Source organism: Thalassoglobus neptunius, assembly GCF_007859735.1.
Lineage (GTDB): Bacteria > Planctomycetota > Planctomycetia > Planctomycetales > Planctomycetaceae > Thalassoglobus > Thalassoglobus neptunius.
The window spans coordinates 285783-310907 of the sequence record NZ_SIHI01000001.1 but is presented as its reverse complement, the minus strand read 5'-3'; the positions used below and the strand labels follow the sequence as shown (position 1 = coordinate 310907).

Below are 25125 nucleotides of genomic sequence, written 5' to 3'. Positions count from 1 at the left end.
GACGTTAACGGGCTCACTCCGATTGATAGCCCATTCTTCGTAGCAGAGATTCGAGTCTCGATGTCGACGACTTCTGATCATTCCGCGATGTTGATTTCGTCAACGTTACGCGATTTTCGCCAGCTTCAACGGCAATGGCTCTGACTTGTGGAGTCTCTTCTTCGCTCGGGCTGATGGAAATCCAGGGCATGGATTTGATCGAGTTGACGAGAGTTTTCAATTTGCCCGGCGAAGATTGCGGACGTTCCGCCACACTGACCATGTAGGCATCCGGAGGGGAAATTTCGACTTCTTCGACTGGAAGAAGGAATCGTCCCAGGTGAATTGGCTGGAATTGTGGACTGTGAATTGGCAGTCCAGCCTCCGCTCGTCCGGCAATCGCAATTGCCACAAGAAGTGAGGGAAGCAAGAGAAAGTAGCGGGACAGGTGGTTATTCATAGAGGTCTTCATCTCGGTCCGCACAGCATTCCGGTTTCGCGTGGTGTGCATGATCCAGTTAAGGCATCGGCATCTGTTCTCGAATTTCCGATCCCGGATCCCATGATGAGCGAGACTTCCGTGGATTTGCCTCTTTCAACCGCCCTAATCGATATTCCCGAACGATCATTGGAAGGTCTGAAATTCCCTGTTCTGCCTGATCGGAATAATCCCGTCGACCGTTTCTCTTTCAGGCCACGGAATTCAGAGTTGAGATGAACATCAACGATGACTCAACGCGAGGGTTGCACGCAGACGCTTCTTTCTTCAATCTTTGGCAGAAACGAGAGCGCGATGTACTCGTCCCTGAAGTGCCGACACGAGTCGTTTGAGTGCCTGCTCGATGAGTTCGAGCAAGTCCATCAGAAAATGCTCAAATCAGAGAGTGATCAACGAGCGATTCCTGATTGATGATCTGCTCAACGAATCCGTCGCCCCCGATGCAACTTCTCCAGACAGAGATGCCAAGTGAATCCGATTGATGAACTGAAACGCATGGTTTCCCTCATTCCGAACAATGAGAGATTGTTCCAGAAATGCGATCACATTCCGTCGTCGACGACTCCTGAGCCTTACAAAAAAATGCTGGTTCACGAGCATCATATGACAGTGACCATGGAGAACTACCACGGTTGCCCGGTTAATGTCTCCGTTCTGGATGAAGTGTCGCACGGCGATGTGTATGCACGGCAGATCATATTGACGCGGTCAGATAACGGGATGCCGGTTCAATTCGGAATTGTTCGATTCGATTTTCAATACGTGACCAAACAGGTTCGTGAAGAAATTGAAGCTGGGCAAATTCCCCTCGGTCGTGTGTTGATTACACATAACGTGTTGAGACATATCGATCTAGGAGCCATTCTGCACATCGAGGCGGGGCCGCGACTGGCTGAAGTCATGAAAATGGAAGAGGGGGCAGAGACCTACGGAAGAATGGCGACGATCTTCTGTAATCGTCGTCCAGCTGTCGATTTGCTCGAAATTACTTCTCCTCTCGATTGACCAGTTCAGAGCGACTTGAGAAGTCAATCAGCGGGCTGCACTGTTGCAATGAGAGTCACACAACCAATCAATGGTCTCGTATATGTGAAGGCCTGTTTGCAATTCTTCCAACTGGAGGCGGTGGTTTACGTCGAAACCGAAACGAAGATAGCTATGATATGGGCGCCAATCCCAAATGTGCTCACTTTCTCTAGCGATCGATTCAGACCATGGACTACGAACTTGCACTTGGTTTCAATTCCCCCTCGGAGTTTGCAGAGCGACGACGAGAGATGCGGAAGTACGTCAATCTGAAGCTTGCAGCTTACGGACTTCCGATAGCTGAAGGTGCGGGCGGAGCGGATTTGATTGAATTCGGTTCGGGGTTGCTCCAGAGTTTTCACGAGAAGACACGTCAGCTGGGAAATACCCAGCGATCTCCAATTGATCAGCGCATTGAGACGTTCCTCAATACTCACTTTTCCGATTTGAATCTTGAGAAGCCGCTGCGGCTCCCCAATGCGACGTTTGTCCTCGATCGACACGGTCTGGCTCGAGAGTTGTCCCTCCCGGCAAATGGAGACGTCTTCGAGACCGAATACATCCAGTCGTTTCGCGTGCGAAACGGCGTCTTGCACAACCCGGCAGCCGATCGTCGAACGACCGCAGGAACCTTCCACGTTGTCGAAGGGGGCTTGCCCATCCCGGGAGATAAACGGGCCGTTCCGCGAGTAGCGTTCGAACGAATGTTCCGCGCGGTCTTCGAACGGGTTCCGGAATCATTCCTTCAGTTGCCATTCACTTCAGATAACGAAGAACCGGGCCATAACTGGGTCTCTCTGTTCATGCGTCCGCTGGTCCGCCCAGCCGTTCCGGGGTTCTCACCCGAGAAGAACTATGAAGTTCGATTCTTCGTTCCCGGCGGGTTCGTCGCAAACCTTGATTTTGTTGAGTCGATTTTCGGCAACGCGGGAGATCCTTTGATCCCGTCCAACAACGCCGCACTCGATGTTGAGCACTGGTCCGGGCATACCGGATGCGTCATTCTCGCCCCGCACCTTCTTCATTTAACTAAGAAGGAGCTTGGCCTTCCTCATATCAGTGAAGCGACTCCCCGACAGCAACGCGATCGCATGTGCTGGGAGAAAGAGGATGAAATCTACAACGATGGATCGGCCTTTAAGGTCACCTGCAGGACCGATGAAGGTGTCATCGTTACGATGATCGCCGATAATTATTTCGGTTACTGTAAAAAAGAAGTCAAAACACAGATCAGCTATTCCGCGAACCTGATGGGGAATGCAGAAGAAGAGCATGCCGGTGGCGCGCTCGTCTTCCCAAGTTGGAATGTCGGGGAGGAATTCCAGTTCAACAGTCGTCGATATAACGGTCAGACGTTCGATGACGTTGTCAAAGAGTACGGCGAGTACTTCGACCTTCAACCTGAAGGATACGGAATCGATCGCAAGTTCCCGAACCTGTTTTATATTCCGGAAGACGCGAGGGCCGACCTCCGTGAACAGGCGATTTCCTGGACGAAAGACGGGGAAAAGCAGTCGATTCCGCTTCTGCCTGAAAAAGTTTACATGGCTCCTTCCGGATATCGATTGCGGATGGAGAAACATCCCTCGGCACCTTCCTGGAGACTGATCGGAACGGGAGGAGAAGGAGTCTTCTGCCACAAACCGTGTACCGTTTCCGGAGGCGGCAAGAGTGAAATCAGCAAGTCTCTTGTTGACTATATGCAGTATGGGTCGATCTTCGTTGCCGACTTCGAAAAGGACATGGAGAAGGTCAACGAAATCTTCACGAAGAAATATCAGGATCGATGGAAGCCGGAACTCGCGACTCAGCAAAACTATGAAGAGTATCCGAGTCGATCCGTTCTCAGCCCGCGGAGATCGCTCGGGAGTGTGATTAAGCTCTTGACTCCTTCAGAGGATTACACCGACGAGTACAACGCATGGTTAAAAGAAATTCCAAACCATGTTTATGCGCTCGTTTATGCAATTAAACGATTCCATAATCCAGACTGGAAAGTGAACGAGTGGCGTAAGTATTTCGCTGTTGATTTTGTAAATGGATCGATGGGCCATGAGCTGAAGATGTTTAATCGGCGACTGGTCGGGACCTATTTACGTGTCGGATTTACACAAGGCAACCTATGGCGGTTGTTTAAGGTTCGACAAGACTTCGCTGCTGCGTTTAAGGTGCAGACAGAGGACGACATCACAGCTTCAACTGTGGTTCCGGGTCGTTTGCTGGACGGCATTCCGGACTACTTCGATGCCTATGCACACAAATTCGCTCAGAACTGTGAGTATCGACTGTTCCAGCGGCCTGATGATGCGATTCATCGAGGATTTGACAAGCAGGCGGAGTTCGATCTTTCTCGGCGAGACGTCAACTTTATCTCCAACTTTGAACCGATGAATCGGAGCGAAGTCAACGAGATGAAAATGAAAGTCGTCGACTTCGATGCCTATACAGCTCCCGTCAAGCGACTACTGAACTCAGTTGAGAAGGGCGAGGGCGAGTTTGTTGTCTGCTCCGACAATCCGCGTCGGGTCGGAGGAGTGCCAACGAAGAATCCTCGGTACTTGCAGGATCGGCCAGACATGGTCAATCCGATGCATCGGTACGTTGGAGAAATGGGCACGCGCCTGTTTCGACGAATTCCAGCGGGACAATTCGTTCCGATGCCAGTGTCAGCGGTGCTTTCTGGACGGCGAAACAATCCGCCGGAGCCGGACAAGGGGATTCGCGGACTCGCTGTGTATGGACCAATCCATTATCAGGAGTTGCCTGAACTGTTCATGGACTACATTTGCTCTCTGACCGGAAAGAGCCCGTCGACGACTGGGGCAGGTTCGGAAGGGGCCCTGACGAAAGGACCTTTCAACGCGCTTCGACCGACTGCGGATCTGAATACGGCGTTGATCAGCATGATCCTCACCGGGACTCCGGGTTTCTCGACGGCTGCAGGACACATCGGAACGAATAACCGGTTCGACCACGATATCAGTTTGCTGGTTCCTGAAATCTGGTGTCGTCTCTCCGTGGAAGAACGTGATCCGAAGAAGCTTCTGGAAAGTCGGTTGATCGAACCGGTTCCGGATCTCAAAGATTCAGATGGAACAGAAGTTCCTTCGCGACGGCTTGGATTCCGAATTACCCGGAGGTTCATGCGAAAGTATCTGGGGCGTGTCTTCGACAATCCTGAAACCGTTTTTGACGAATCGATGCTTCAGCCAGAAACTCAGGATCGAGAAGCGTTTATCGATGGTGTTAAATACATCATGGAAGCCTATCAGCGAGTGGCCAAGGGCTATTTCGAAGATTCCTCGATCGAAGAAGCCTGTCCTCCGTTGCGAGCGTTGCTCACAATCATGGCGGAAGGAAGCTACGAAGGAAAAGACGAACGCGATCCGGAAATCCGGAAGATGTTCGACCGCGATACGGTTCTTGCAAGCGACTGGTACAAAGAACGCCTCAAGACCCAGCAGCAGCGCGAAATTGCACTGTGGACAAAGCACGTCAACTCTCTCAAGACTTACCTTGCGAGTGAGACCGATTTGGATACGTCATTCCTGGATGAGCTGCGGGAACGGCTGAAGTATTCTGAAGAACAACTGAAGCGAGTTGCGGCTCCGTCTTATCTGGATGATCTCGTTGGAACGACTGGTGCGACACCGATTCACTCGGAGAAGTGAAGGACGAGAAATTGATCAGCTGAGTCGGTTTTTTCTCGGACTTCGTCTATTATGAGCGAGGAAGTTTTCAAGCTGCCGGGAACGTTTGCTGTTGCGATGTGAAGTTGAGCAACTCGTTCCTCAATGCCGAAGAAATGCCGTTGTTTCGTTGAATTCGGAAGAGAAGAATTTTTCGTCCGACTCCCTCAGTCAAGACAGGTCGTCATGAAGAATCCCGAAGTTCCCGGACTGATTTTCGGGGGAGCGTTAGTCGTTCTCTCGATCTTCATGCTCCGGGCACAGAGGAAGGCTTTCCGGGTCCTCAGCGAGTCGGAAGAGAGTCGCGCTGAGAAACAATTTCTTGGAAATCGCATTCGTCGGAGAACTCAGGTTGCGGGGATGATCGGAATCATCGGGTTAATGATCCCGATCGGTGATTCGTTGATTGACTGGCGAAACGCTGCTGCGACATTTGCGGTGTATTGGTTGATCGTCCTGGCGCTCGCGTTCTGGACGATCATTCTCGCCTTCGCAGATATCGCAGCGACTCACGCACATACCTCCATCGAGTTGAACCAGATCAAACGCCAGCAACGGGAGCTTGAGAGTGTCGCTGAGCAATTGCGGCAAGCTCAAAACCGTTCTTCCTCGGAGCAGGATTCATGAACCGAGATGACTCACCATCAGGTGCAACAGGAGATATGCGTCTTTATGCTCCGGCTCCTGAAGGGTGGGCAGCCCACATCAAGCAAAGCTGGGATAAAGAATACTGTTTTTCGAAGTATCCCGGTGAGGACTATTTCCATCTCTTGATGAGCGGCGAAATCTTTGTGCAGCACGGAGACGAAAAATACTGCCTCAGCTGTGCTGTTCGCCATGGGATTTTGACGACAGATCGACTGAACTGGCAGCACCGGAAGAACACAGATCGCAAACCGCTCGTCTAAGCCGTCTGCATGGCATTTCGGCGAGTGACTCTTTTCTCCTTCGATGAAAACCGCGGCTGTTGATTGTCATTCACCGGAAGCTGATCTGAATCGACTGCCGAGTTCGTGCCAACTTGGCAATGCGTCGACGACTTATCCGCACGATCTGAACATTTGCTGACTTGGAAGAGAATCGATTCTGCGGGCAGGAAGTCGTTTCGACTGTGACTGTGATGGTGAGTTTCTTTCCGTGGTGGAGAAAGTTCTCTAAGATGTTGGTTGGCGTTGCCCCAAAGTCTTTGGCATTCTTTCTGGAACCGTTTCGGAAATGTGCCAGTCGATTCGCTTTCGAAAGCGTTGATCGATTGGAGAACTGGTTTGGAAGAATTCCAAGTTTTTACTGCATAACAGTTTACGCAATGTTGTGTCTGCAGCATTGTGCAACGCCGTTGATTGATTCATGAGAGTGCACAGGGGATTGCAACTCGGTCGAGAGTTGCTCGAAACAGGTCCTCGTTTGCTCATTTATTCACACTCCGACAATTGCATGTCCAGAATCTGGGCATCCTCACCCAATTGAAAAGACCAATCACAATCATGCTCCGCACGTTTTCATTTGTCTTGACTCTCTCTGCAGTGTGCCTGTTGACGACTTTGTCTGGATGTTCCAAGAAGGACGACGCAAAGCCGACGAAACTCGACCCTCGTCCCGATATGGAACCAACGGAAGTCACGTTGACGGAAGAGGAAGAGACAGTTGAAGAAGTTCCGGCTGACGATCCCGAGGCTGTCGAAGCACTCAAGTCCCTCGAAGTGAATCTGACGACAAATTCGGAGGGAAACGTCATCGCTGCCGATTGTAAGAACGCTGCGATTACGGATGCAGACCTTGTCCACTTCAAGGGATTGCCCAGCCTCGCCAAGCTGAGCCTGGAGAATGGAGAGATCACGAGTGATGGGTTGCTCGTGCTGGAAGCTCTTCCACAGCTTAAAGAGTTGAGTCTTCGACGCTGCAGCAATGTCGATGCGGCCGGGCTCGAACATTTGAAGGCACTGCCGAACCTCGAACGTCTTTACCTTCTCTACACTCGAACCAACAACGATGGACTCGTCCATGTTGGAGAACTCGGACAGTTGAAAGTGCTGGACCTGCGGGGGTGTATGGAAGTCGGCGATGAAGGGCTGAAGCACTTGGAATCATTGGACAATCTTGTCGATTTGAAGCTGAGATCGTATGCCGTGACCGACGCGGGAATGGATTCGGTTGGAAAGCTTTCGAAGCTTCGCTATCTGGCGATGGAAGATTGCGGTGTCGGTGACGAAGGAATGAAAGCGTTGGAAGGTCTCAAAGATCTTCGCGTGTTGAACGTGATGCGAACTGTCGTCGGGGACGACGGATTGTCTCATATGGGCGATCAGAAGTTGCAAGATCTCCGTGTCCGGGAAACAGCTGTTACCGGACCCGGACTTGAATCGCTGGAAGGATCGCACGATTCATTGAAGTACCTCGACATCAGTGAAACTCTCATCGACAACGATGGAGTTTCCAAGATTGCTCCATTCACAAGTCTGGAAACGCTGATTCTGTGGAATGGCAGCATGGATGATGAGGGGATCGGATATCTGACCGGTCTCGAGAAACTGACGACACTTGATCTGCAAGGTTGTCAGAGTGTGACCTCTGCATCGGCTGACCACTTGTTGAAGTTGAAGAATCTGGAATCTCTGAATCTGGCCGAGACGAGCTTTGATGACGAAGGATTCTTGAAGTTGACAGACCTGTCGAACCTGAAGTCGATCTCAGTCGGCCGAAGTAGTGTGACAAGCGGTGCGGTCGAGAAATTCAAAGCCGCCCTCCCGGACTGTACGGTCAAGCAATAGTCAGACTGGGGAGAATGTGATCGTGAACGCTGTCCAAACTCAATCTTCGAAAACCTGTCGCCTGGTGACCCTTGGCTGCAAAGTGAACCAGTACGAGACGCAACTCGTCAAGGAAGCTTTGGAGCAGAACGGGTATCGTGAAGCTCAGGAGGATGAGTCTGCCGACTTGTGCTTTGTCAACACGTGCACGGTCACTTCTGAGGGAGATGCGAAGTCTCGAAAAGTCATTCGGCAACTCTCTCGTCAGAATCCCGGAACACGAACGATTGTGATGGGATGCTATGCCACTCGGGATCCGGAATCTGTTTCGAGTCTTCCGAATGTCTTCGAAGTCGTCACCGACAAACGCGAACTCCCGGACGTTCTCGATCGACAGGGGATTTACGATATTCCCGATGGCATCTCCTACTTTGACGGACGAAAAAGAGCGTATGTAAAAGTTCAGGATGGATGTCTCCTGAAGTGTACCTACTGCATTATTCCGAGTGTTCGTCCCGGGTTGCGAAGCAGAGATCCGGAGTCCATCGCTGATGAAGTCAGACGGCTTGTTGACAATGGCCACAAGGAAATTGTCATCAGCGGTATTCATGTCGGGCATTTTGGAGTCGATACCACACGCAAGAAATCGGGCAAGCCGCCGTTTCGACTGTGGCATCTGCTCAAAAAACTCGATGGGATTCCGGGTGACTGGCGTATGCGTCTCTCATCCATTGAAGCCAACGAGATCGACGACGATTTCATTAGCGCATCCGTCGACTGCGAGCACCTGTGTCCACAGTTCCATCCTGCGCTTCAAAGCGGATCGGATTCGGTTCTGGCCAGAATGCGAAGACGCTACCGCACCGGCCGATTTCTCGACAAGCTCGATCAGTTTCGGGAAGCGATGCCGGGTGTGGCCTTTACCACCGACTTGATCATTGGATTTCCTGGAGAAACTGACGACGAGTTTCAGGAAACGATCGATGTTTGCCGGCGTGCGAAGTTCATGAAGATCCATATTTTTCCCTTCAGTCAACGCAAGGGAACACCGGCAGCCACTTATCCTGATCAGGTTCCGGCGGAGGTGCGCAAAGCACGATGTCAGGAGCTGAGTCAAATCGAACGTGAACTTGCGATGGACTATTACCAGACGCAAGTTGGCAAGACACTTCAGGTCCTTGTTGAGAAACAAGTGGATGGTCGGGAAGGATGGGTTCAGGGCACTGACGAACATTACATCCCCGTGACTCTGCGTGGCAGTGCTGAGGAAGTCGGAGAGTTCGTCAATTGCACCGGACAGCTGCCACTCACTCATTCTCTTCAAGCAGTGCGAGAATCATGACATTGAACCGCTCCAATTTCTTCGACTGGAAGCAGGATGGGAAAATCCATGTCGTGACTCTGCGAGTTGAGATGCTTACCGACGAAGAGAATCTCGAGCAGTTCGATCAGGAACTCGCTTCAATCGTAGAGTCTGCAATGCCATGTCATATGGTTTGTGACCTGTCCAGTGTGCGGTATGTGTCCAGTTCGGCGATCGGGAAGTTCATTTCTCTTCATCGCAAGATGATGCGTACGAATGGTCAGTTAATTTTGTGCGGGCTCCAGTCTGCAGTGAAGGACATTCTCGCAACGAGTCATTTGCTGAAGTATTTTCATGTCACGGACGACGCTTCTCAGGCGATTAAAAAGTTGAAGTAGGGACCAATGACAGACGAACGAGATACGGCGGTCATCGTCGCTGTCGAGGGAATTGACGGGTCCGGAAAAGGAACTCAGGCGAAGCGACTTGCCGAAGCGATGACGGCCGGAGGGGTCAACGTTGAACTGATGAGTTTCCCGAGATATGGGGAGACGTTCTTCGGACGACGCGTCGGTGACTTTTTGAATGGCCGGTTTGGCGAGTTGTCAGAACTCGATCCCTTCCTGGTTTCGCTGCTCTATTCGGGCGATCGATACGAATCGCGCGAGGTCATTCTCGAAAAGTGTCGATCCGCAGAACTTGTCATCTTCGATCGATACGTCCCTTCGAATATCGCTCATCAAACTGCCAAAGTCGCGTTGGAAAATCGGCAGGAACTCCGCGAGTGGATTGAGCATATCGAGTATGAAATCTTTCGTCTTCCGCGGCCCGATCGTGTGATCCTTCTCGACACACCCGTCGATGTGTCGCAGGAATTGATTGATCGCAAAGAGAAGCGAACGTACACCGATCAGGCGAAGGATCTGCAGGAATCGAACGTTGCGTACATGCAAAAAGTTCGAGATGCCTATAAGAGTCTGGCGGACCAGAATGACTGTTGGTCGTTGATAAATGTCGTTGACGACGGCGGGTTGAGATCTCTGGGGGCGATCGCCGCCGACGTTTTTTCGATCGCTCAGTCCGTCCTCGGTCGCCCGGTTCAACAGGTGACATAATGCTGCCCATGACTCCATGCCGTCTGATCAGAGATGCTGCGCAGTCCGGCAAGCAGAACATGGCGGTCGATGCGGAGATGTTGAGAGTTGCGGTCGAAGAAGATCGCGCAACGGTTCGAACATATTTCTGGTCAGAGCCGACTGTTTCACTGGGACACTTTCAAGCCCGGGAACCTGTGTCTCTGCCGAATCAGTTTCGAGACCTGCCAGTTGTTCGCCGATTGTCAGGCGGAGGAGCGATTCTCCATCATCACGAATTGACCTACTCAATTGCTCTTCCGAAATCTCATTCGCTGCGCGAACACCCGACGCAGCTTTATGAAGTGGCCCACGAAGTGATTATTCATCTGCTCGCGGATGCGGGAATCGAGGCGCGGATGCGTGGCGATGATGCGTTCGAAGATGAATCGTTCTTGTGCTTCTTGCGGGGTGATGCGCGTGACATTGTGATCGGAACCAACAAAATCGTCGGGAGTGCGCAGCGTCGTCGGCAAGGAGCAATTTTGCAGCACGGGAGTCTACTTCTCTCCCGATCAAATTTTGCACCCGAATTACCCGGAGTGACAGAACTGACGGGAATCGAATTACCCGTCGATCGCTTCGCAGACCGGTTCCTTGGAATTCTCTGTGAGAGATTACGCCTCAGTCCGGAGGATCATTGACGGATTCTCCGGCATCCGCAATGGGGTTCGTTGAACGCAGCGGTTTCGGCTTCACCTCACTCCTTGAGTCCTCGCGGTTGACCGTCGAGTTTCCAGTCGGGATCAATCTCGACTCCGAGATGAGTCAACACAGTCACGGGGACATCAACGAGATACGTCTGTTCTTCAATTTCACCGGGTTGAGAAGATGATCCACTGACGACGAGGAATGTCGTTCGAATTTCGTCGATGCTGTGGCCTCCACCATGGCCAAGCCCTTGTCCTCCGTGGTCTGTTGAGATCACGATCAGCCAGTTTTCCGCATCGAAGTCAGGACGAGATCGGACAGCTCGGATCATTTGACCCACTTGAGCGTCAACACGTTCGATTGCGGTGATATAGGCACTCACTGAGGGATGGAACCCGTATCGATGACCGGTTTCGTCGACGGCACCAAGGTAGGCCATGACGACGTGGCAATCGGCTTCTCTAAGGGTCGTGACCGTATCACGAGTAACTTCGCGATCCTGCTTTGTGTATTCCTCGTGTCCATGTGCAGGATACACCTTGTGAACGTCCGCGTCAGAAACGATGTGCTCGTCGATCGGAGTCCAGTCGACAAACGAATACGTTTGCGCTTGAGGAAACTGAGCTTTCACGTAGTGGAAAAAGTGAGGGTACTCAGTGTAATTCTTCCCGGTGAAGGAGTTGTCGTTCACGCCGTGTTTGTCTGCCCAGACGCCGGTCAGAAAGCTCGACCATCCCGGACCACTGATCGTGTCGTTGTCCTGATATCTCTCTCCGAGAATTTGCGTGTTTTCGGTGAATGCTCCCTTTTCAATCAGAGCATCGATGTGCGGAGTCTTGGCTGCTTTCAAAGCATCAGCCCGAAGGCCATCAATTCCGATTAACAATGCCCGTCGAGTCGGGACTTGTTCTTCGGCGGAAAGAGAAGGGGAGAAGACGAACGTGACAGCTAGAAGAACAATTGTCAGACTTCGGAGGAGGGGCTTCGTCATGATTTTTGAGTTTTCAATCAATTGGTTTTGAATTCAGAAGTTGATGCTGCCAGCGCTTGCATCAAGTCGATTCGAAACGGCATTTCATTTTGCTTCCAGAATGACACTTCACCTACATGGGGGCGATTCTCTCTGAGCCCACATCGGTTGTCAGGCAAACGTGAGCATTGAAACTTTCAAGGATCAGCTGATTCCGGATCTCTGCATATTCAGGAAAATCCCAGAGGTTTCGGAATTCCCAAGGGTCTCTTTCAAGATCATAAAGCTCACCGAGGTTGTGGTCATGGTAAACACACAATTTATATCGCTTCGTTCGATACATTGTTGCCATTGACCCCGTGCCGTGTGTGAAGTGCGGATCAAGAGCGTCGAAATATTCGCAACGGACAAAATCCCGATGGTGATCGCTCTTTGCTGATCCCTCGAGAATTGGTCGTAATGACTTTCCTTGAAGTGTGGAAGGTGGAGGTGTCTGAGTGTAGTCGAGAAGAGTCGCTGTCAGATCGAGGAGTTCGACGAGGGAGTGACTTTGCTGGCTCGACTGAATTCGGCCCGGCCACGAGAAGATGAGGGGAACCCGAACGAGACCCTCATAGAAGCGACACCCTTTGTACATCAGTCCATGATCGCCGAGCGACTCCCCATGGTCACTTGTGAAAACGACCATTGTGTTTTCGAGTTGGCCGGTCATCTCAAGTTGTCTCAGGATTCGCGCCAGTTGATCGTCGATCTGAGCGATCATGGCATAATAGTCGGCCTGTTTCTGCTTTGCGTTATGTTCTTCTGGCGAACGGGTTTCATCTTGAAAGTCGACCGTGTTCAGAACTCGCTGTTGATCGAGGTCAGAGTCCTGAAAGTACGGGCCCGGCATTTGTTCGGGATCAAATCGATCTGCATAATCTTTGGGAGGGATGAACGGAGGATGGGGATCGTAAACGTTGATGTTGAGAAGCCATGGCGTTCCCGGGGTTTGCTGTTCCAGAAACTCGATGGCCATGTCACTCGCCCACTTGGTTTGATGCAACTCGGGCGGGACGCGACTCGGGCTGTTGCGAAGTTCGTCGAGATCGGCACCTTGCTCGCGGACCCAATCGGCATAGTCATGACCCGTCGGCCAGTCATCGCGAGGGGCGTGGCTGAATTTCCAGAAGTTGAAGCCGTCGTCGAGTCGCGGTTCGGTCCGGTGTCCTGCGCTCTGTAAATGAAACTTTCCAATCATTCCGCAGCTGTAGCCATTCTCGGCAATCAGCTTGGAAATGAGCGGAACGGACTCCGGAAACGAACGGTTTCCGTTGCGGGTGTTGTGCAAACGAGAGGGGTACATGCCCGTCATCAAGCTTGATCTGCTGGGAGTGCAGATGGGGCTTTGACAATATGCGTGCGTGAATGCGGTCCCCCGATTGACGAGTGCGTCAATCGTCGGCGTCTGGACGAACTTGTTTCCCAAGGCGCCGATTGTGTCGAAACGTTGCTGGTCGGTGCAGTACCACAGGATGTTTGGTCGTTCAGTCATCTTGGCCTTTCGCTTGGACTCTGCGGCCACGATAGTGTTGAAACACGGTAAAAAACAGGAGAGCGATGGAGAGCGCCGTCAGGGTTCCGGCGATTGGTCGTGTCAGAAGCGGAGACCAGTCTCCGTTGGTTTGCATCAAACCTTCGCTGAGATGTTCTTCCCCAATCGGAGCGAGGACGAATCCAATGACGAACGGGGCAAGCGGGATTCTCCAGCGCTCCATAAAAAATCCGATCAGACCGAAGCCGAGCATCACCCAGACATCGAACATTCGATTGGCGAGTGCGTACGACCCGATTACGCAGAATGTCAAGATTGTTGGAATCAAAAGATGTTTGGGAAGACTGGCCAGCTTGGCGAGCCATCTGATCGAAAAGACCATCAGCCCGAACATTAGCAAATTCGAAAACAGCATTGTCCACATGATAATGTGAACGACCTCAGGGTTCTGCTCCATGAGCAGCGGGCCCGGTTGGAGCCCGTGAATGACAAGCGCTCCGAGTAATATGGCATCGATCACACTTCCCGGAATTCCCATCGCGATGAGAGGAATTAACGCGCCTCCGACCGTCGCATTGTTCGCTGCTTCGGATGCAATGATTCCCTCTTCACTCCCGGTTCCAAACTTCTCCGGATGCGATGACTGACTCTTTGCGACCGAATAAGCCACCACCGAGCCGATGTTCGCTCCGATTCCGGGAAGGATTCCGATGAACGTTCCAAGAAGCGATGATCGCAACAGATTCACGCGATTGGAGAACCAGTCGGAAATGCTGAGTGAGATCCGGTTCGATCGAAGAATCGATGCTTCCTGTCCGCGATTCAAATTCCATGCTTCGTTCAAGACCTGATTGACAGCGAAGAGCCCGATCAGGACCGGCAGGAGTTTCAGTCCGTCGTTCAATTCGTGAAAACCGAGCGTCCATCTCGGTTGCCCCGTTGCTGCAGAAGCACCCGGCATGGCGGCAAGCAGCCCGAGTGCGCCGGAAAGAAGTCCATTGATCAGAGACTCTCCACTGACCGAGACGATGAGGATCAATGCCATCATGACCAAAGCAAAAAAATCGAAGGGGCCAAATTGAAGGGATAGCGTTGCCAGGGGACCGGAGAGAATCACGAGAAATCCCCAACTGACGAGTCCGCCAACAAGAGACGCCATTACTCCCAGCCCCAGTGCACGCCCTGATTTTCCCTCGACCGCCATAGGATAACCGTCGAGTGTGGTCATCATCGATGCGGGAGTCCCGGGAATGCGGAGAAGTGTGGCGGTGACGAGCCCTCCGGACACCGTTCCCACATACATCGAAATCAGCAAGACGAGAGCCATCTCGCCAGACATTCCGAAGGTGAGTGGCAGCGACAACGCGATCAACATTGCCCCTGTCAGGCCGGGGATGGCTCCCACGACGACTCCCAAAGACGTTCCCAGGAACATCAAGAAGAGTGCCTCAAGGGTAAAGAGGTTGGAGAGCGAATCCAGCATGTCGTCTTCTATGGTAAGTCGATGACGAATATTCGAGTGAAGACCAAATGGAGACTGACGCTGAGGATCAATGCGAGCACTCCATTCATCACCAGCATTCTCCTGGTGGTCGGACTCAGACACAGGCCGACGAAAATCATAAATGCGAGAGTGCAGGGGATGTAACCGATCGCGTTCATGCTGAGCACAATCACATAGACCACTGTGGTCAGTAGCGTCAACGTTGCGTTTCTCCAGGAAACGAAATCGGTGCGAGTGGAATCGTTCGAAGGTTCCGGGAGTGACTGATCGCCACTCCGCCCGAATCCGACCGTGTTGAAGGTCAGGGCGAGAACAGCAAAGACGGCAACGGCTCCGGCAATCCATCGGGGAAAGTCGGGAAGTTCAAGAGTCGGGCGGACGGAGACAGACGCAATCAGTTCACTTCTCGTCTTCAACTCTTCTTCGAGTTCGCTTCCCGAGAGGAACACCGGATCGGTTTTCAGTTGGGCCAGTCGTTCTCGGACTTGATCACTTTGCATTGCTCTCTCGAGAGCTTCAGAAATGACAGCAATGCGTTCAGGGGGAGTTCCAATCGGCGCCCACCAGAAAATCATATTCGTGCTGACGACATCAAAGCCCTGCTCAAGAGCAGTGGGGACATCTCTTGCTTCCGGGTGTCGAGACTTTCCAAGAAGCGCCAGTGCCTTCAGCCCGGAGGGACGAAATTGAATGTATTCGGCCAGCGAAAACGCCGAGACATCAGTATGACCACCGTGCAACCCGGCAAACCGTTTCGCTCCGTCACCAGTTTGTGAGTAACGAAATCGGGCGCCCGGAGTCGTTTTCTCAAGCATCAGACCGGCGTATTGGCTCGGGGCTCCGATGTTCGATGCGAAGACAACTTCATCGGGTCGGTCGGCGACATCTTTCATGAGTTCCTGGAGAGACTGATAGGGAGAGTTCTCACCGACTCCGATGATCATGATCGACTCGCCAGTCGCGGCGATCGGTGTAAACGCTTCGGGGCCGTAATGGACAATTCCGGAATACTTCGATGTCAGAATTCCGTCATGAAGCTGCATGATGGTGTAACCATCGGGACGGGCGTTCTTCGTTCGACGCGAACCAATTGTTCCCCCAGCACCGGGGACATTGATGACGACGATCGGGTTCGGAAGCAACTCTTGCTCGTCGATTGCCTGCTGAATGATTCGAGCGAACGTGTCGCTGCCTCCCCCTGCAGAGAAGGGAACAATGACCTTGATCGCCTTTTGAGGAAACTCACGACCATCAGCCGCAGACGAGAGCGCGTTCTCGGAACATCCAGACAAGAGAAGGACATGGATCACAAGAAAGAACGGGAGCCCCACGACAACTGTTGTTTTCAACAGATCTCTTCCCGAATTCCGGTTCGGTCGTCGATCTGTTGAATGGAATCTGCTGGAATTGACTGTCGGTGACATCGTCGAGTGTGATGCCTGCCAGAATCGATTCAATCCCTCCAAATCGTTCCTCCTGTTATGATGTGAGTCTGCTCGTACAGCCTTGGGAAGACCTTCTCGAATGACGCTCTGTCGAAGGCATTGTGACAACCTGTCGGCGAAGTCACAATCTTACATCGGTCATGTTTGATCCATTCTCGGAAGCGGCGGAAAACTGGCGAGTGATGTGACTCCACTATCGGCCAGTCATTTCTCAATCCGCTCTCGCATCCGCCCGTCGATGCAATTGTTGCACTCATCAGCTTGAACTCAGCCAGTCACTCTTGAAATCTACGGACAGCCTTTCGCCTCTTCATCGTGTTAATCGTCATAGTTTAACGTCGAATGTTCAGAACATGCAGGATGCTGTAGTTAAGACAACTGGATGCAGCATTCGGAATCTTCACGACGCGCGGAATACAACTCTGTTCCAATGGTTGTCAGTCTCGGATTTGCATGTTTCCACGCGATTACAACGACACGTGTTGATTTTCAGACTTAGATCATATTGCCGGAAGAAATCCTCAAGAAGCTGGACTCTTGGACGTTTGGCATAAGGCGTGCATGAGATCCTCCTCCAGCGAGATGAGTCTCTTCTGCTGCAGTCAATGAGCAACGCTCGGGGAATCGTCCCCAACTCATTCTTGTAAATCGTAAAAGGACAAAAAAATGCTACGCACCCTGATGAATGACGAAGCTGGATTCGTCGTTTCAACCGAACTTGTTTTGGTTGCGACAATCCTCGTGATCGGAATGATCGTCGGACAGACGACTCTTCGCGATCAAGTTGTGACCGAACTTGCTGACGTCGCAGACGCCGTTTCAGCCCTCGACCAGAGCTATGCGTTCAGTGACGTCACTGGCCATGCTTCTTTCACTGCTGGAACAAACTTTGACGACAACGCTGACTTCTGCGACCAGTCGGACAACGGACAACAGGGACTTGCAGACAGCGGAACATGTGTTTTGATCGACGGCGGTATTGATGCTGCTGGAGTTCAAACAATTCCACCAGGGGGCGGAGATTCAACAGGTCCATAGTGACTGTTGACGTGAACCTGAAAAGACGAAGCTCCGCAGAGCAAATGGATCCGTACACAATTACGGAAAGCGATGACGAGTGAAAACTCGTCATCGCTGAATCCATTTTCGTGGAGATTCTCGTGGAGAGTGAGTCAACGCGAGCAAAGCGATGATTCCGTGTGAGGGCTGGCCGCGAAAGTTGATTCCGTTGGTGTTTTAGTCTCGTAACGATGAAAATCCGAATTTCGAGGCGCAACTTTCGCTGGTTGATACTGACTTATGTTTGAAACAGGGTTCGGGCTGAGTACAAGCAGTGTCTTAAGTCTTCAGAGGTAAAATGATGTTTATTTCCCTAATTGATGATGAAGCAGGATTTGTTGTTTCAACAGAACTTGTCCTTGTCGCAACAATTCTCGTCATCGGCCTGATTGTCGGACAAACCACGTTGCGTGATCAGGTGGTGACCGAGCTGGCTGATGTTGCCGACTCCGTCTCGGCACTCGATCAGAGTTATGGGACCAGCAGCGTCACCGGTCATTCTTCACAAACCGCCGGGACGAATTTTGACGATACTGCCGACTTTTGCGATGTCTCCGACAGCGGCGCACAGAGTGTCGGGCAAACGGTCGGCGGGACATGTATTCTGATTGACCGAGGCGATGATTCGGCAGGACTGATTTCTCCCGTCATTCGCAGCGACTCTGTTGGGAAACCGTAACGAGCGTGAATTTGGTTTCGAAGCGAAATTCTGTCGTGGCTCGGGCGTCTGCATTTTCTTAGTCCACATTTGATCGCATCGAACTTGCATCGTTCGTAACCAATCGGACTTGTCCCGTTTGCGAGCATTCGGGCGCTGATCGTCTACAGACTCACCTGTTTCCGGGAGCGGGCACTCCCGGTTTTCTTTTAAAGCTGTGAGACACTTTATAAAAGTGGGTCCGCTTGAATCCATTATGTGTTTTCAAGGCAGTGTTGCAGAGATTACAACTCTGACATTCCCTTTCTCTGGCACGGCATTTGTATCTCTTGCAGGGGTTCCTTGTCGTGAGAGTTTGTTGCTCTCACCGACGCAGTTGCATTCGATGGTCGCATTAGGCAAACCGTTGAGGTTTCGTCGCAATCCGTTGATTGTGGCCTCACCGACTTTTCTTCGGTGATCGATTCGCAGGATTGATCGGAGGAATTCCGATCGGTGCGTCGCAGGAACTTTGTTCAATCATGGCTCGAGTGGATTCATTGATGCTTCGCCAGTTGCTCACTGATCAGCGCGGAATGATTCATTCTGTCGACTATCTCTTTCTGACGTGTATCGTCGCCATTGGCGGAGTGGTGGGGATTGTTGCGTTTCGTGATCAGCTTTCTCAGGAAGCAGCTGATGTCGGAACGGCGATCGATTTTCTCGATCAGTCGTTCGTGTATGTCGTTCCAGGTGAAGGCTACGATCCTGATGTCCCCTTCGATCCAAATAACCCGCACGGCTACAACGTGTCTGCTTATGTGAATACGAGCGACATTCCAGCCAATCAGAATGCGATCGATCGAAATCAATTGCGATTTCAATCGTTGGAGCGATTGGCGAATTTTGCAGAGGCGAAGACGGTGTTAAAAACGAAACCAAAGTCGGACAGTCGTTAGAGCAAGTTGCTCTTTCCTGTGCACTCGCATGTGCTGCTTCGCTAGATAAAAGGCGGAGTTTGCTCGTTCGAGTGAGTGTAAACGAATTCAAAAAGGGCTTTGGAGAAGAGTGCCTTAAATTATGGAGTTGTTTGGACTGACTGGGAGCACGAGTTGGTGGATTTAAACAAATCATTGCGGATTTGTTTCGGAAAACGTGATCACGGAGACGCGTTGATATCCCTTTGAGTCAGGACGGACGAACCTGAATCTCGCCAGTTATGGTGAGATGTCGTGTGTCATTTTGAGATGTGCAACTGTGGTCTCATTACATAATCGGAGTGTCGGATGAATCGTGTAAGTTCGGGAACGATGACGGTTGTCGTCTTCGCAATCCTCGTCGGATTGGGAGGGGCATTCCTGGTTCGCCAGCAACTGAAACAGCCGGAACTCCCTCCATTGACGGAGTTGAAAACCAATCCTCCTGAGGAACGAATCATTGTTCCGGTTGCAGGGATTGATCTTAAAAAGGGGAGAGCCCTGACTCTCCACGACATTGTGGTTCACAGCCTCACTCCCGAACAATATGCCAAGTCGAAATTTGCTGGCAGCCAGTTCATGCGGGATACGCGGCAACTCTTCGGGAGAACGCTCAACGCAGATCTTCCAAAAGGGAGCCTGTTCCTTCCCGATAACTTTTATCCAGAGGGGTTTGGTCCGGGTGTTGCCGATCGTTTACAGCCCGGTTTCCGAGCGGTAACAGTTCCGATCGAAAATGTCGGGGCAGTTCATGGCTTCGCTGCTCCAGGTTCGGTCGTCGATGTTCTGTTTCGCTCTGAGCCTGAAGGGGAACGTCCCGAGGTGACGATGACTCTGCTTGAAGGAGTCGAAGTTCTGGCGTTGAACAAAAATGTTCTCGCTGGACAACGCGTTGACGTCGACATGCAAGGGACGGTCACACTTTCCGTGACTCCTCCACAGGCGAAAGTGCTCAAGGTTGTCGAAGGCCGGGGAGAGTTGACGCTGACGTTGCGAAACCCCGGTGACTTGCTCGATTCGCAAGGACAGACCATTGCCCGAGTTGGTCAGACGAACTCGGGATTCGCAGCGGCGGATTCGTCGATGTTGATCTCTGTGAATGGCGTTCTCCATGACGCTGGGGAACGAATCACTTTGGACGACTTAATCGGTGTCCCGACGAAACCTGTTCGAAAGCAAATGCAGATTTACATGGCGGGTGCGAGAGAAGTTGTTGAATTTCAACAGCCGTCGTCTCCCAAACCTGTGATCACACAACAGCCGGGGCGTGTTTCGACTCCTGTCGCGGGTGGGCTTCGTGCACCGCAAGTGCAAGGCGGAATTGAGCAGAATCTGGTTCGTTGACCGGTTACGAGGCGAATGAGTGACTCGCAGCGGACAACTCTTCAGTTGCGAGTACGTAAGCGTCGAAGTCAAGACTTCAAAGGGATTGTGGAATGTTGCTGACAACATCAACGGAACAGACATTTCAATGCGAGAACGACGGCTTCGGACCAGTCGATGAATCGGAACTTGCTTTTCAACAGCTGAAGATCCGCATCCATGAACGTCTCATCGATGAGTTAGATCTGTCGGTGCTCGCTCATGTTTCTCAAGAAGATCTTGCGGATCAGGTTCGTGCGATTTCTCGAGAGTTGTTGCGTGAAGACGGGGCGCAGCTCTCCGAGGCTGATGACGAGCGGATGTTACAAGAGCTGTTCGACGAAGTCTTTGGCCTCGGTCCGCTTGAGCATTTAATGCGCGATGACGCTGTCAATGACATTTTGGTCAATCATCAACATGAAGTTTATGTAGAACGTCGAGGGCGGATGGAGTTGACAGATGTCGTCTTCGCCGATGAGAAGCATTTAATTCGGATCATTCAACGGATTGTTTCCCGAGTGGGACGCCGCATCGATGAAGTGAATCCGATGGTCGATGCAAGGCTGCCGGATGGTTCCCGAATCAATGCTGTCATCCCGCCAATGTCGCTGAATGGGCCGACACTGTCAATTCGCCGATTCGGAAGAAACCCACTTCAAGTGGCCGATCTCGTCGAGAATCAAACTGTTGTTGCAGAAATCGTCGAATTTCTGGCCGCGGCGATTGATGCACGCATCAGCTTTCTCATTTCCGGAGGGACAGGTGCTGGCAAGACGACCTTTCTGAATGCACTGACTAAATACATTCCGAGTGATGAGCGAATCGTCACCATTGAAGATTCCGCGGAACTCCGGTTGCAGCATCGACACGTTGTCCGATTGGAAACTCGTCCGGAGAACAATGAAGGTGTCGGGGAAATCAGCCAGCGAATGCTTGTTCGCAACAGCCTCAGAATGCGACCGGATCGAATCATCGTCGGTGAGGTTCGCGGACCGGAAGCTTTGGACATGCTGCAGGCGATGAATACCGGTCATGAAGGGTCCCTGACGACGATCCATGCGAATGATTCTCGAGATTCACTGAGCCGCCTCGAAATGATGGTCGCGATGAGTGGCTACGATCTTTCCATTCCGGTGATTCGACAATACATCAAGTTGGGGCTGACGCTTGTTGTTCATCTTGCACGTCTTAAAGGAGGTGCGAGGCGAGTGATGCAAGTCTCTGAAATCACTGGTCTGAAGAATGGGGAATTCGTTCTCGAAGACGTCTTTGGATTCACTCAAACCGGCGTTGACGAAATCGGAGTTGCGCGAGGGGAATACTACTTTACCGGTTACCGCCCGAAGTGCCTTGCAAGACTGGAAGCAGCTGGAGTCCAGTTGTCTGATGATCTCTTTAAACAACGTCGAATGGCTTCCAAGCCTGTCAATCATTCAGATACTGGAAGATGAGAAGAGAATCGAATGGGAAGTGCAGAACTGACATTTGTAGCATTCGGTTCATTGTCAATGGTCGTGACTGCGGTCGGGCTGTTGATGAAGGATTTGATCTTTGGCAGCGAGACTCTGCGGGAGTCGAAACGCTCGTTGAGACGCAGAAGAACCGGATACGAACGTGCTGTCGATGCTTCCCTGTCGGGCAAGCTTGACCACGGTTTCGATCGTCTCGTTCTGGAGAGTGGACTGGAAATCAGTCCCTGGACGGGATTTCTAATTGTGGTTGCCAGCGGGTTGATTCTGGGCGGAGGAACTTGGGTCGCCACCGACAATGGCTTGTTCAGCTGTGGGACGGGGATGATCGGAATGGTCATTCCAATCGGTTTCTTCGTGTTCAAGCGGCGCCAGCGAATGATTGAGATCCGGCAGGAACTCCCGGTCGTGATTGATATGGTCGCCCGGTCGACTCGCTCTGGCAGAAGTGTTGAACAGGCACTTGCCCTCGTTGCCGAAGAGGCCGATGGGATCCTGTCCAAGGAGATTGAACGAGTCGTTCAGCAGTTGGAAGTAGGAGCCGCACTCGATCGAACGCTTAAACGCATGGCTGTTCGGCTTCCAGTCATCGAAGCGAGAATCTTCACGACGACGCTCATTGTTCAACGTCGGTCAGGGGGGTATCTCTCCAGTACTCTCGAGCGATTGGCGACAGTGATTCGAGAACGAACGGCAGCCCAAAATCAGGTTCGCGTTACGACAAGTGCTGGTCGCATGTCGTCAATGATCATCGCTGCGATGGCACCCATCGCCTTATGTGCTGTGATGGTCCTGAATCCCGCGCACATTCGAGTCTTTTTCGATGATCCTCTCGGAAAAACTCTTCTTGCAGCAGCGATTGCCCTCGAGGTGATTGGGATCCTGTGGATCATCATGTTGATCCGCGAAGACGCTTAGCGTCCGAAAAGTGAAGTGCGGTTTCAGTCTCAACCCGGAAGTTGAGTTCGTGTCATTTGTTGAAGCGCCCTTCAATCAAGCATTCATTGAAATTGTTCATCGCAAAGTGTTGACGAGCAAACAGGACGAGTCAAAAAGCCAAGAGTGTGAGTTGAACAATGTCTTCACAAGACCTTTCAATATTAATCGGGTTTGCGAGTTCGACCCTGCTTGTCCTGATCGCGGGGATGACCGTCCTTCGTGCTCGATCGCGTGTGCGAAACATTTCCGAGGTCAAACCGCGGTTGGAAGTTGCTCGACCGAATCTCTTTCGAAGGTCGATGGCCGGAGCGATTCCGGGGATTGGGACTGAGTTCGATCTCCTGGAACGCGATCTCAAACGCGCAGGGTTTTACGGTTCCTTTGCACTGATCGAGTATCTGTCGGCACGCAATACAATCGTTGTTCTTCTGCTCGTAGTCGGGGGAGTCTTAGCGATCGCCGCACCCCCAGCGACTCCGCTTCCGAAGACAATCCTTTTCATCACTCTGTCTGCGATCGCCGTTGCCTATGTTGTCCCACGAGTGATCGTCAGCCGGCAAGCCAGTTTGCGATTGGCCCGGATTCAGAAGGGACTTCCCGATGCTTTGGACATCGTGCGAATGTGTTTGAGTGGAGGTCTCGGGTTGCGCGAGTCGCTTTCTCAGGTCTCGCGCGAAATTGAGTTTTTTCATCCGGACCTTGCAGTCGAACTGGAAGTCGTCCGGCGACATGCGGATGCGTCAACAATGACGAAAGCGTTGAAAGAGTTTGCGAAACGTGTCGATGCGGACGATGTGAAAACGCTGGCGACGCTACTCAGTCAATCGGAGAAAACCGGGACACATGTTGTGATTGCGGTGACCGAATTTGCAGATGGAATTCGTCGACATTCTCGACAGCGTTCTGAGGAAAAGGCCAATCAGACGACCATCAAAATGTTGTTTCCGGTGGTGATTTGCCTCGCTCCACCGATTCTGATTCTTCTTCTTGGCCCTCCGATGCTTGAGATGAGAACGTTCTTCCGCGATGCGCATCGTTCCGGAGGACTTCTCGACAGTCGTTCTCTTACCGAAGATGTTGGCGGAAGGTAAATATCGGCTGAGAGTCGATGGCGCCTGAGAGACTGAGACGTAAATCGGAAGATGAACACTTCGTTCGTTGCATGCGATGTTGTTACAGACTTGTGATCGTCATGCCTCCGTCGATCTTGAGAACTTGCCCCGTTGCATAGGGGATCTGTCCGTCAACAAGCGATCGGACCGCGAGACCGATATCGGAGGGATCTCCCCAGCGTCGGTCCAGTGTCAGGCCCTCTTCGATCAGCTTGTCGTATTTCTCAGTCACACCGGAAGTCATATCGCTCTTAATGACACCCGGGCGAACTTCATAAACATCGATCCCGAACTCAGCAAGACGTGTTGCCCAGAGCTTCGTACACATGCCGAGGGCAGCTTTCGTCAGGCAGTAATCTCCACGATTGACCGAAACGAATTCGGCAGAGATCGATGACACAAAAATGACGCTTCCCCGGACCGACGAATCTCCTTGAGATTCAATGATCAGGGGAGCAGCGAGTTTCGTGAGAAAGAACGGACCTTTTAAGTTGATTCCAACGACCGTGTCGAAAGCCTCTTCATCAGCTTCGAGAATATCTTTTCTTCCGGGAGACGTGATCCCGGCATTGTTAATCAATGCGTCGAGCCGTCCGAATCGTTCTCGGGTCGTGTCGATCAGTCGCGAACGATCTTCAGACACGCCAATATTCGCCGGGCAATAGTCGATCCGCTCAGGTTCGAGATTCAATTGATCGATGACGTCGCGGACCTGATTGGCCGGGCGAACACCATTCAGCATCAATGACCAGCCAGCCTCGATGAGTGATTTGGTGATTCCAAGGCCAATCCCACGCGCACCACCTGTAATCAGAGCAACTTTCGACATTCGTGATTGCTTTCCATGCCGGGAAATCGTTGTGTTCAAGTCCACAAGTCTTGTCGACTCGACAATTCCGGTCAACATCACACAGAATCGGAACGCACCAATTTGGGGTGAAGGAGAGTTCGCAGCCATGGAATGAGTTGCAAAGAATCGAAACGATCTATCGGACTTCGCATGAGTCAACATGCGAGGTTCATGGAAGCAAGTTCAAGCAACCGGGCTGATGCGGGCAACATGCTCAAAAGACGAGTGATTTTCGGATCA

At 51.8% G+C, this 25125-nt stretch carries 22 protein-coding genes; 16 read left to right on the top strand and 6 right to left on the bottom strand.

Annotated elements, in window-relative coordinates:
• Nucleotides 1-13: 13 nt before the first annotated feature.
• Complete coding sequence (locus KOR42_RS01215) at nucleotides 14-439, bottom strand: hypothetical protein (protein ID WP_146506805.1); 426 nt, start codon at nucleotides 437-439, stop codon at nucleotides 14-16.
• A 507-nt stretch (nucleotides 440-946) separates the two neighbouring features.
• Between KOR42_RS01215 and KOR42_RS01210 the strand changes: the two genes are divergently transcribed.
• The 9 genes from KOR42_RS01210 (at nucleotide 947) to KOR42_RS01170 (ending at nucleotide 11020) form a co-directional block, all read left to right on the top strand.
• Nucleotides 947-1483 carry a hypothetical protein gene (locus tag KOR42_RS01210; RefSeq protein WP_146506804.1) on the top strand — a complete coding sequence of 179 codons (537 nt, stop codon included), beginning with the start codon at nucleotides 947-949 and terminating at the stop codon, nucleotides 1481-1483.
• A gap of 209 nt (nucleotides 1484-1692) precedes the next feature.
• On the top strand, nucleotides 1693-5175 hold the full coding sequence (locus KOR42_RS01205) for a hypothetical protein (protein ID WP_146506803.1): 3483 nt from the start codon (nucleotides 1693-1695) through the stop codon (nucleotides 5173-5175).
• A gap of 204 nt (nucleotides 5176-5379) precedes the next feature.
• Complete coding sequence (locus tag KOR42_RS01200) at nucleotides 5380-5820, top strand: hypothetical protein (protein WP_146506802.1); 441 nt, start codon at nucleotides 5380-5382, stop codon at nucleotides 5818-5820.
• Entirely contained in the window at nucleotides 5817-6101 is a 285-nt protein-coding gene (locus KOR42_RS01195) for a hypothetical protein (RefSeq protein WP_146506801.1), read from the top strand. The genes KOR42_RS01200 and KOR42_RS01195 overlap by 4 nt, the downstream gene beginning before the upstream one ends.
• Before the next feature lie 576 nt (nucleotides 6102-6677).
• Entirely contained in the window at nucleotides 6678-7961 is a 1284-nt protein-coding gene (locus KOR42_RS01190) for a leucine-rich repeat domain-containing protein (RefSeq protein ID WP_146506800.1), read from the top strand.
• Between the two features lie 22 nt (nucleotides 7962-7983).
• Nucleotides 7984-9282, top strand: coding sequence for a tRNA (N(6)-L-threonylcarbamoyladenosine(37)-C(2))-methylthiotransferase MtaB (gene mtaB / locus KOR42_RS01185; protein WP_231740569.1), 1299 nt, complete (start codon nucleotides 7984-7986; stop codon nucleotides 9280-9282).
• Complete coding sequence (locus KOR42_RS01180) at nucleotides 9279-9641, top strand: STAS domain-containing protein (RefSeq protein WP_146506798.1); 363 nt, start codon at nucleotides 9279-9281, stop codon at nucleotides 9639-9641. The genes mtaB and KOR42_RS01180 overlap by 4 nt, the downstream gene beginning before the upstream one ends.
• Before the next feature lie 6 nt (nucleotides 9642-9647).
• Nucleotides 9648-10358 (top strand): dTMP kinase, encoded by a 711-nt coding sequence (tmk, locus tag KOR42_RS01175; RefSeq protein WP_146506797.1) that lies wholly within the window; start codon nucleotides 9648-9650, stop codon nucleotides 10356-10358.
• Complete coding sequence (locus tag KOR42_RS01170) at nucleotides 10358-11020, top strand: lipoate--protein ligase family protein (RefSeq protein WP_146506796.1); 663 nt, start codon at nucleotides 10358-10360, stop codon at nucleotides 11018-11020. The genes tmk and KOR42_RS01170 overlap by 1 nt, the downstream gene beginning before the upstream one ends.
• Before the next feature lie 56 nt (nucleotides 11021-11076).
• Here KOR42_RS01170 and KOR42_RS01165 read toward each other — a convergent pair whose 3' ends face one another.
• The 4 genes from KOR42_RS01165 to KOR42_RS01150 form a co-directional block, all read right to left on the bottom strand.
• Nucleotides 11077-12018, bottom strand: a complete 942-nt coding sequence (locus KOR42_RS01165) for an alkaline phosphatase family protein (protein ID WP_146506795.1) — start codon at nucleotides 12016-12018, stop codon at nucleotides 11077-11079.
• A 112-nt stretch (nucleotides 12019-12130) separates the two neighbouring features.
• Nucleotides 12131-13531, bottom strand: a complete 1401-nt coding sequence (locus KOR42_RS01160; RefSeq protein WP_146506794.1) for a sulfatase family protein — start codon at nucleotides 13529-13531, stop codon at nucleotides 12131-12133.
• Nucleotides 13524-15014, bottom strand: a complete 1491-nt coding sequence (locus KOR42_RS01155) for a tripartite tricarboxylate transporter permease (protein ID WP_146506793.1) — start codon at nucleotides 15012-15014, stop codon at nucleotides 13524-13526. The genes KOR42_RS01160 and KOR42_RS01155 overlap by 8 nt, the downstream gene beginning before the upstream one ends.
• Before the next feature lie 8 nt (nucleotides 15015-15022).
• Complete coding sequence (locus KOR42_RS01150; protein WP_197440757.1) at nucleotides 15023-16384, bottom strand: tripartite tricarboxylate transporter substrate binding protein; 1362 nt, start codon at nucleotides 16382-16384, stop codon at nucleotides 15023-15025.
• Nucleotides 16385-17146: 762 nt separating this feature from the next.
• Between KOR42_RS01150 and KOR42_RS01145 the strand changes: the two genes are divergently transcribed.
• From KOR42_RS01145 to KOR42_RS01115, 7 genes are all read left to right on the top strand, one after another.
• On the top strand, nucleotides 17147-17518 hold the full coding sequence (locus tag KOR42_RS01145) for a hypothetical protein (RefSeq protein WP_197440756.1): 372 nt from the start codon (nucleotides 17147-17149) through the stop codon (nucleotides 17516-17518).
• A 319-nt stretch (nucleotides 17519-17837) separates the two neighbouring features.
• The gene (locus tag KOR42_RS01140) at nucleotides 17838-18218 is read left to right on the top strand and encodes a hypothetical protein (protein ID WP_231740568.1); all 381 of its coding nucleotides are present in this window, start codon (nucleotides 17838-17840) and stop codon (nucleotides 18216-18218) included.
• 500 nt (nucleotides 18219-18718) lie between these two features.
• Nucleotides 18719-19135 (top strand): hypothetical protein, encoded by a 417-nt coding sequence (locus KOR42_RS01135; protein ID WP_146506791.1) that lies wholly within the window; start codon nucleotides 18719-18721, stop codon nucleotides 19133-19135.
• A 327-nt stretch (nucleotides 19136-19462) separates the two neighbouring features.
• Complete coding sequence (gene cpaB / locus KOR42_RS01130; protein ID WP_146506790.1) at nucleotides 19463-20497, top strand: Flp pilus assembly protein CpaB; 1035 nt, start codon at nucleotides 19463-19465, stop codon at nucleotides 20495-20497.
• 92 nt (nucleotides 20498-20589) lie between these two features.
• Nucleotides 20590-21966 (top strand): CpaF family protein, encoded by a 1377-nt coding sequence (locus KOR42_RS01125; protein ID WP_146506789.1) that lies wholly within the window; start codon nucleotides 20590-20592, stop codon nucleotides 21964-21966.
• Between the two features lie 12 nt (nucleotides 21967-21978).
• A complete protein-coding gene (locus KOR42_RS01120; protein WP_146506788.1) occupies nucleotides 21979-22902 on the top strand; it encodes a type II secretion system F family protein in 924 nt (307 codons plus the stop codon).
• A 158-nt stretch (nucleotides 22903-23060) separates the two neighbouring features.
• Nucleotides 23061-24014 (top strand): type II secretion system F family protein, encoded by a 954-nt coding sequence (locus tag KOR42_RS01115; RefSeq protein ID WP_146506787.1) that lies wholly within the window; start codon nucleotides 23061-23063, stop codon nucleotides 24012-24014.
• Nucleotides 24015-24096: 82 nt separating this feature from the next.
• Here the strand turns inward: KOR42_RS01115 and KOR42_RS01110 are convergent, their stop codons facing one another.
• Entirely contained in the window at nucleotides 24097-24864 is a 768-nt protein-coding gene (locus tag KOR42_RS01110; protein WP_146506786.1) for a 3-ketoacyl-ACP reductase, read from the bottom strand.
• Nucleotides 24865-25125 lie beyond the last annotated feature (261 nt).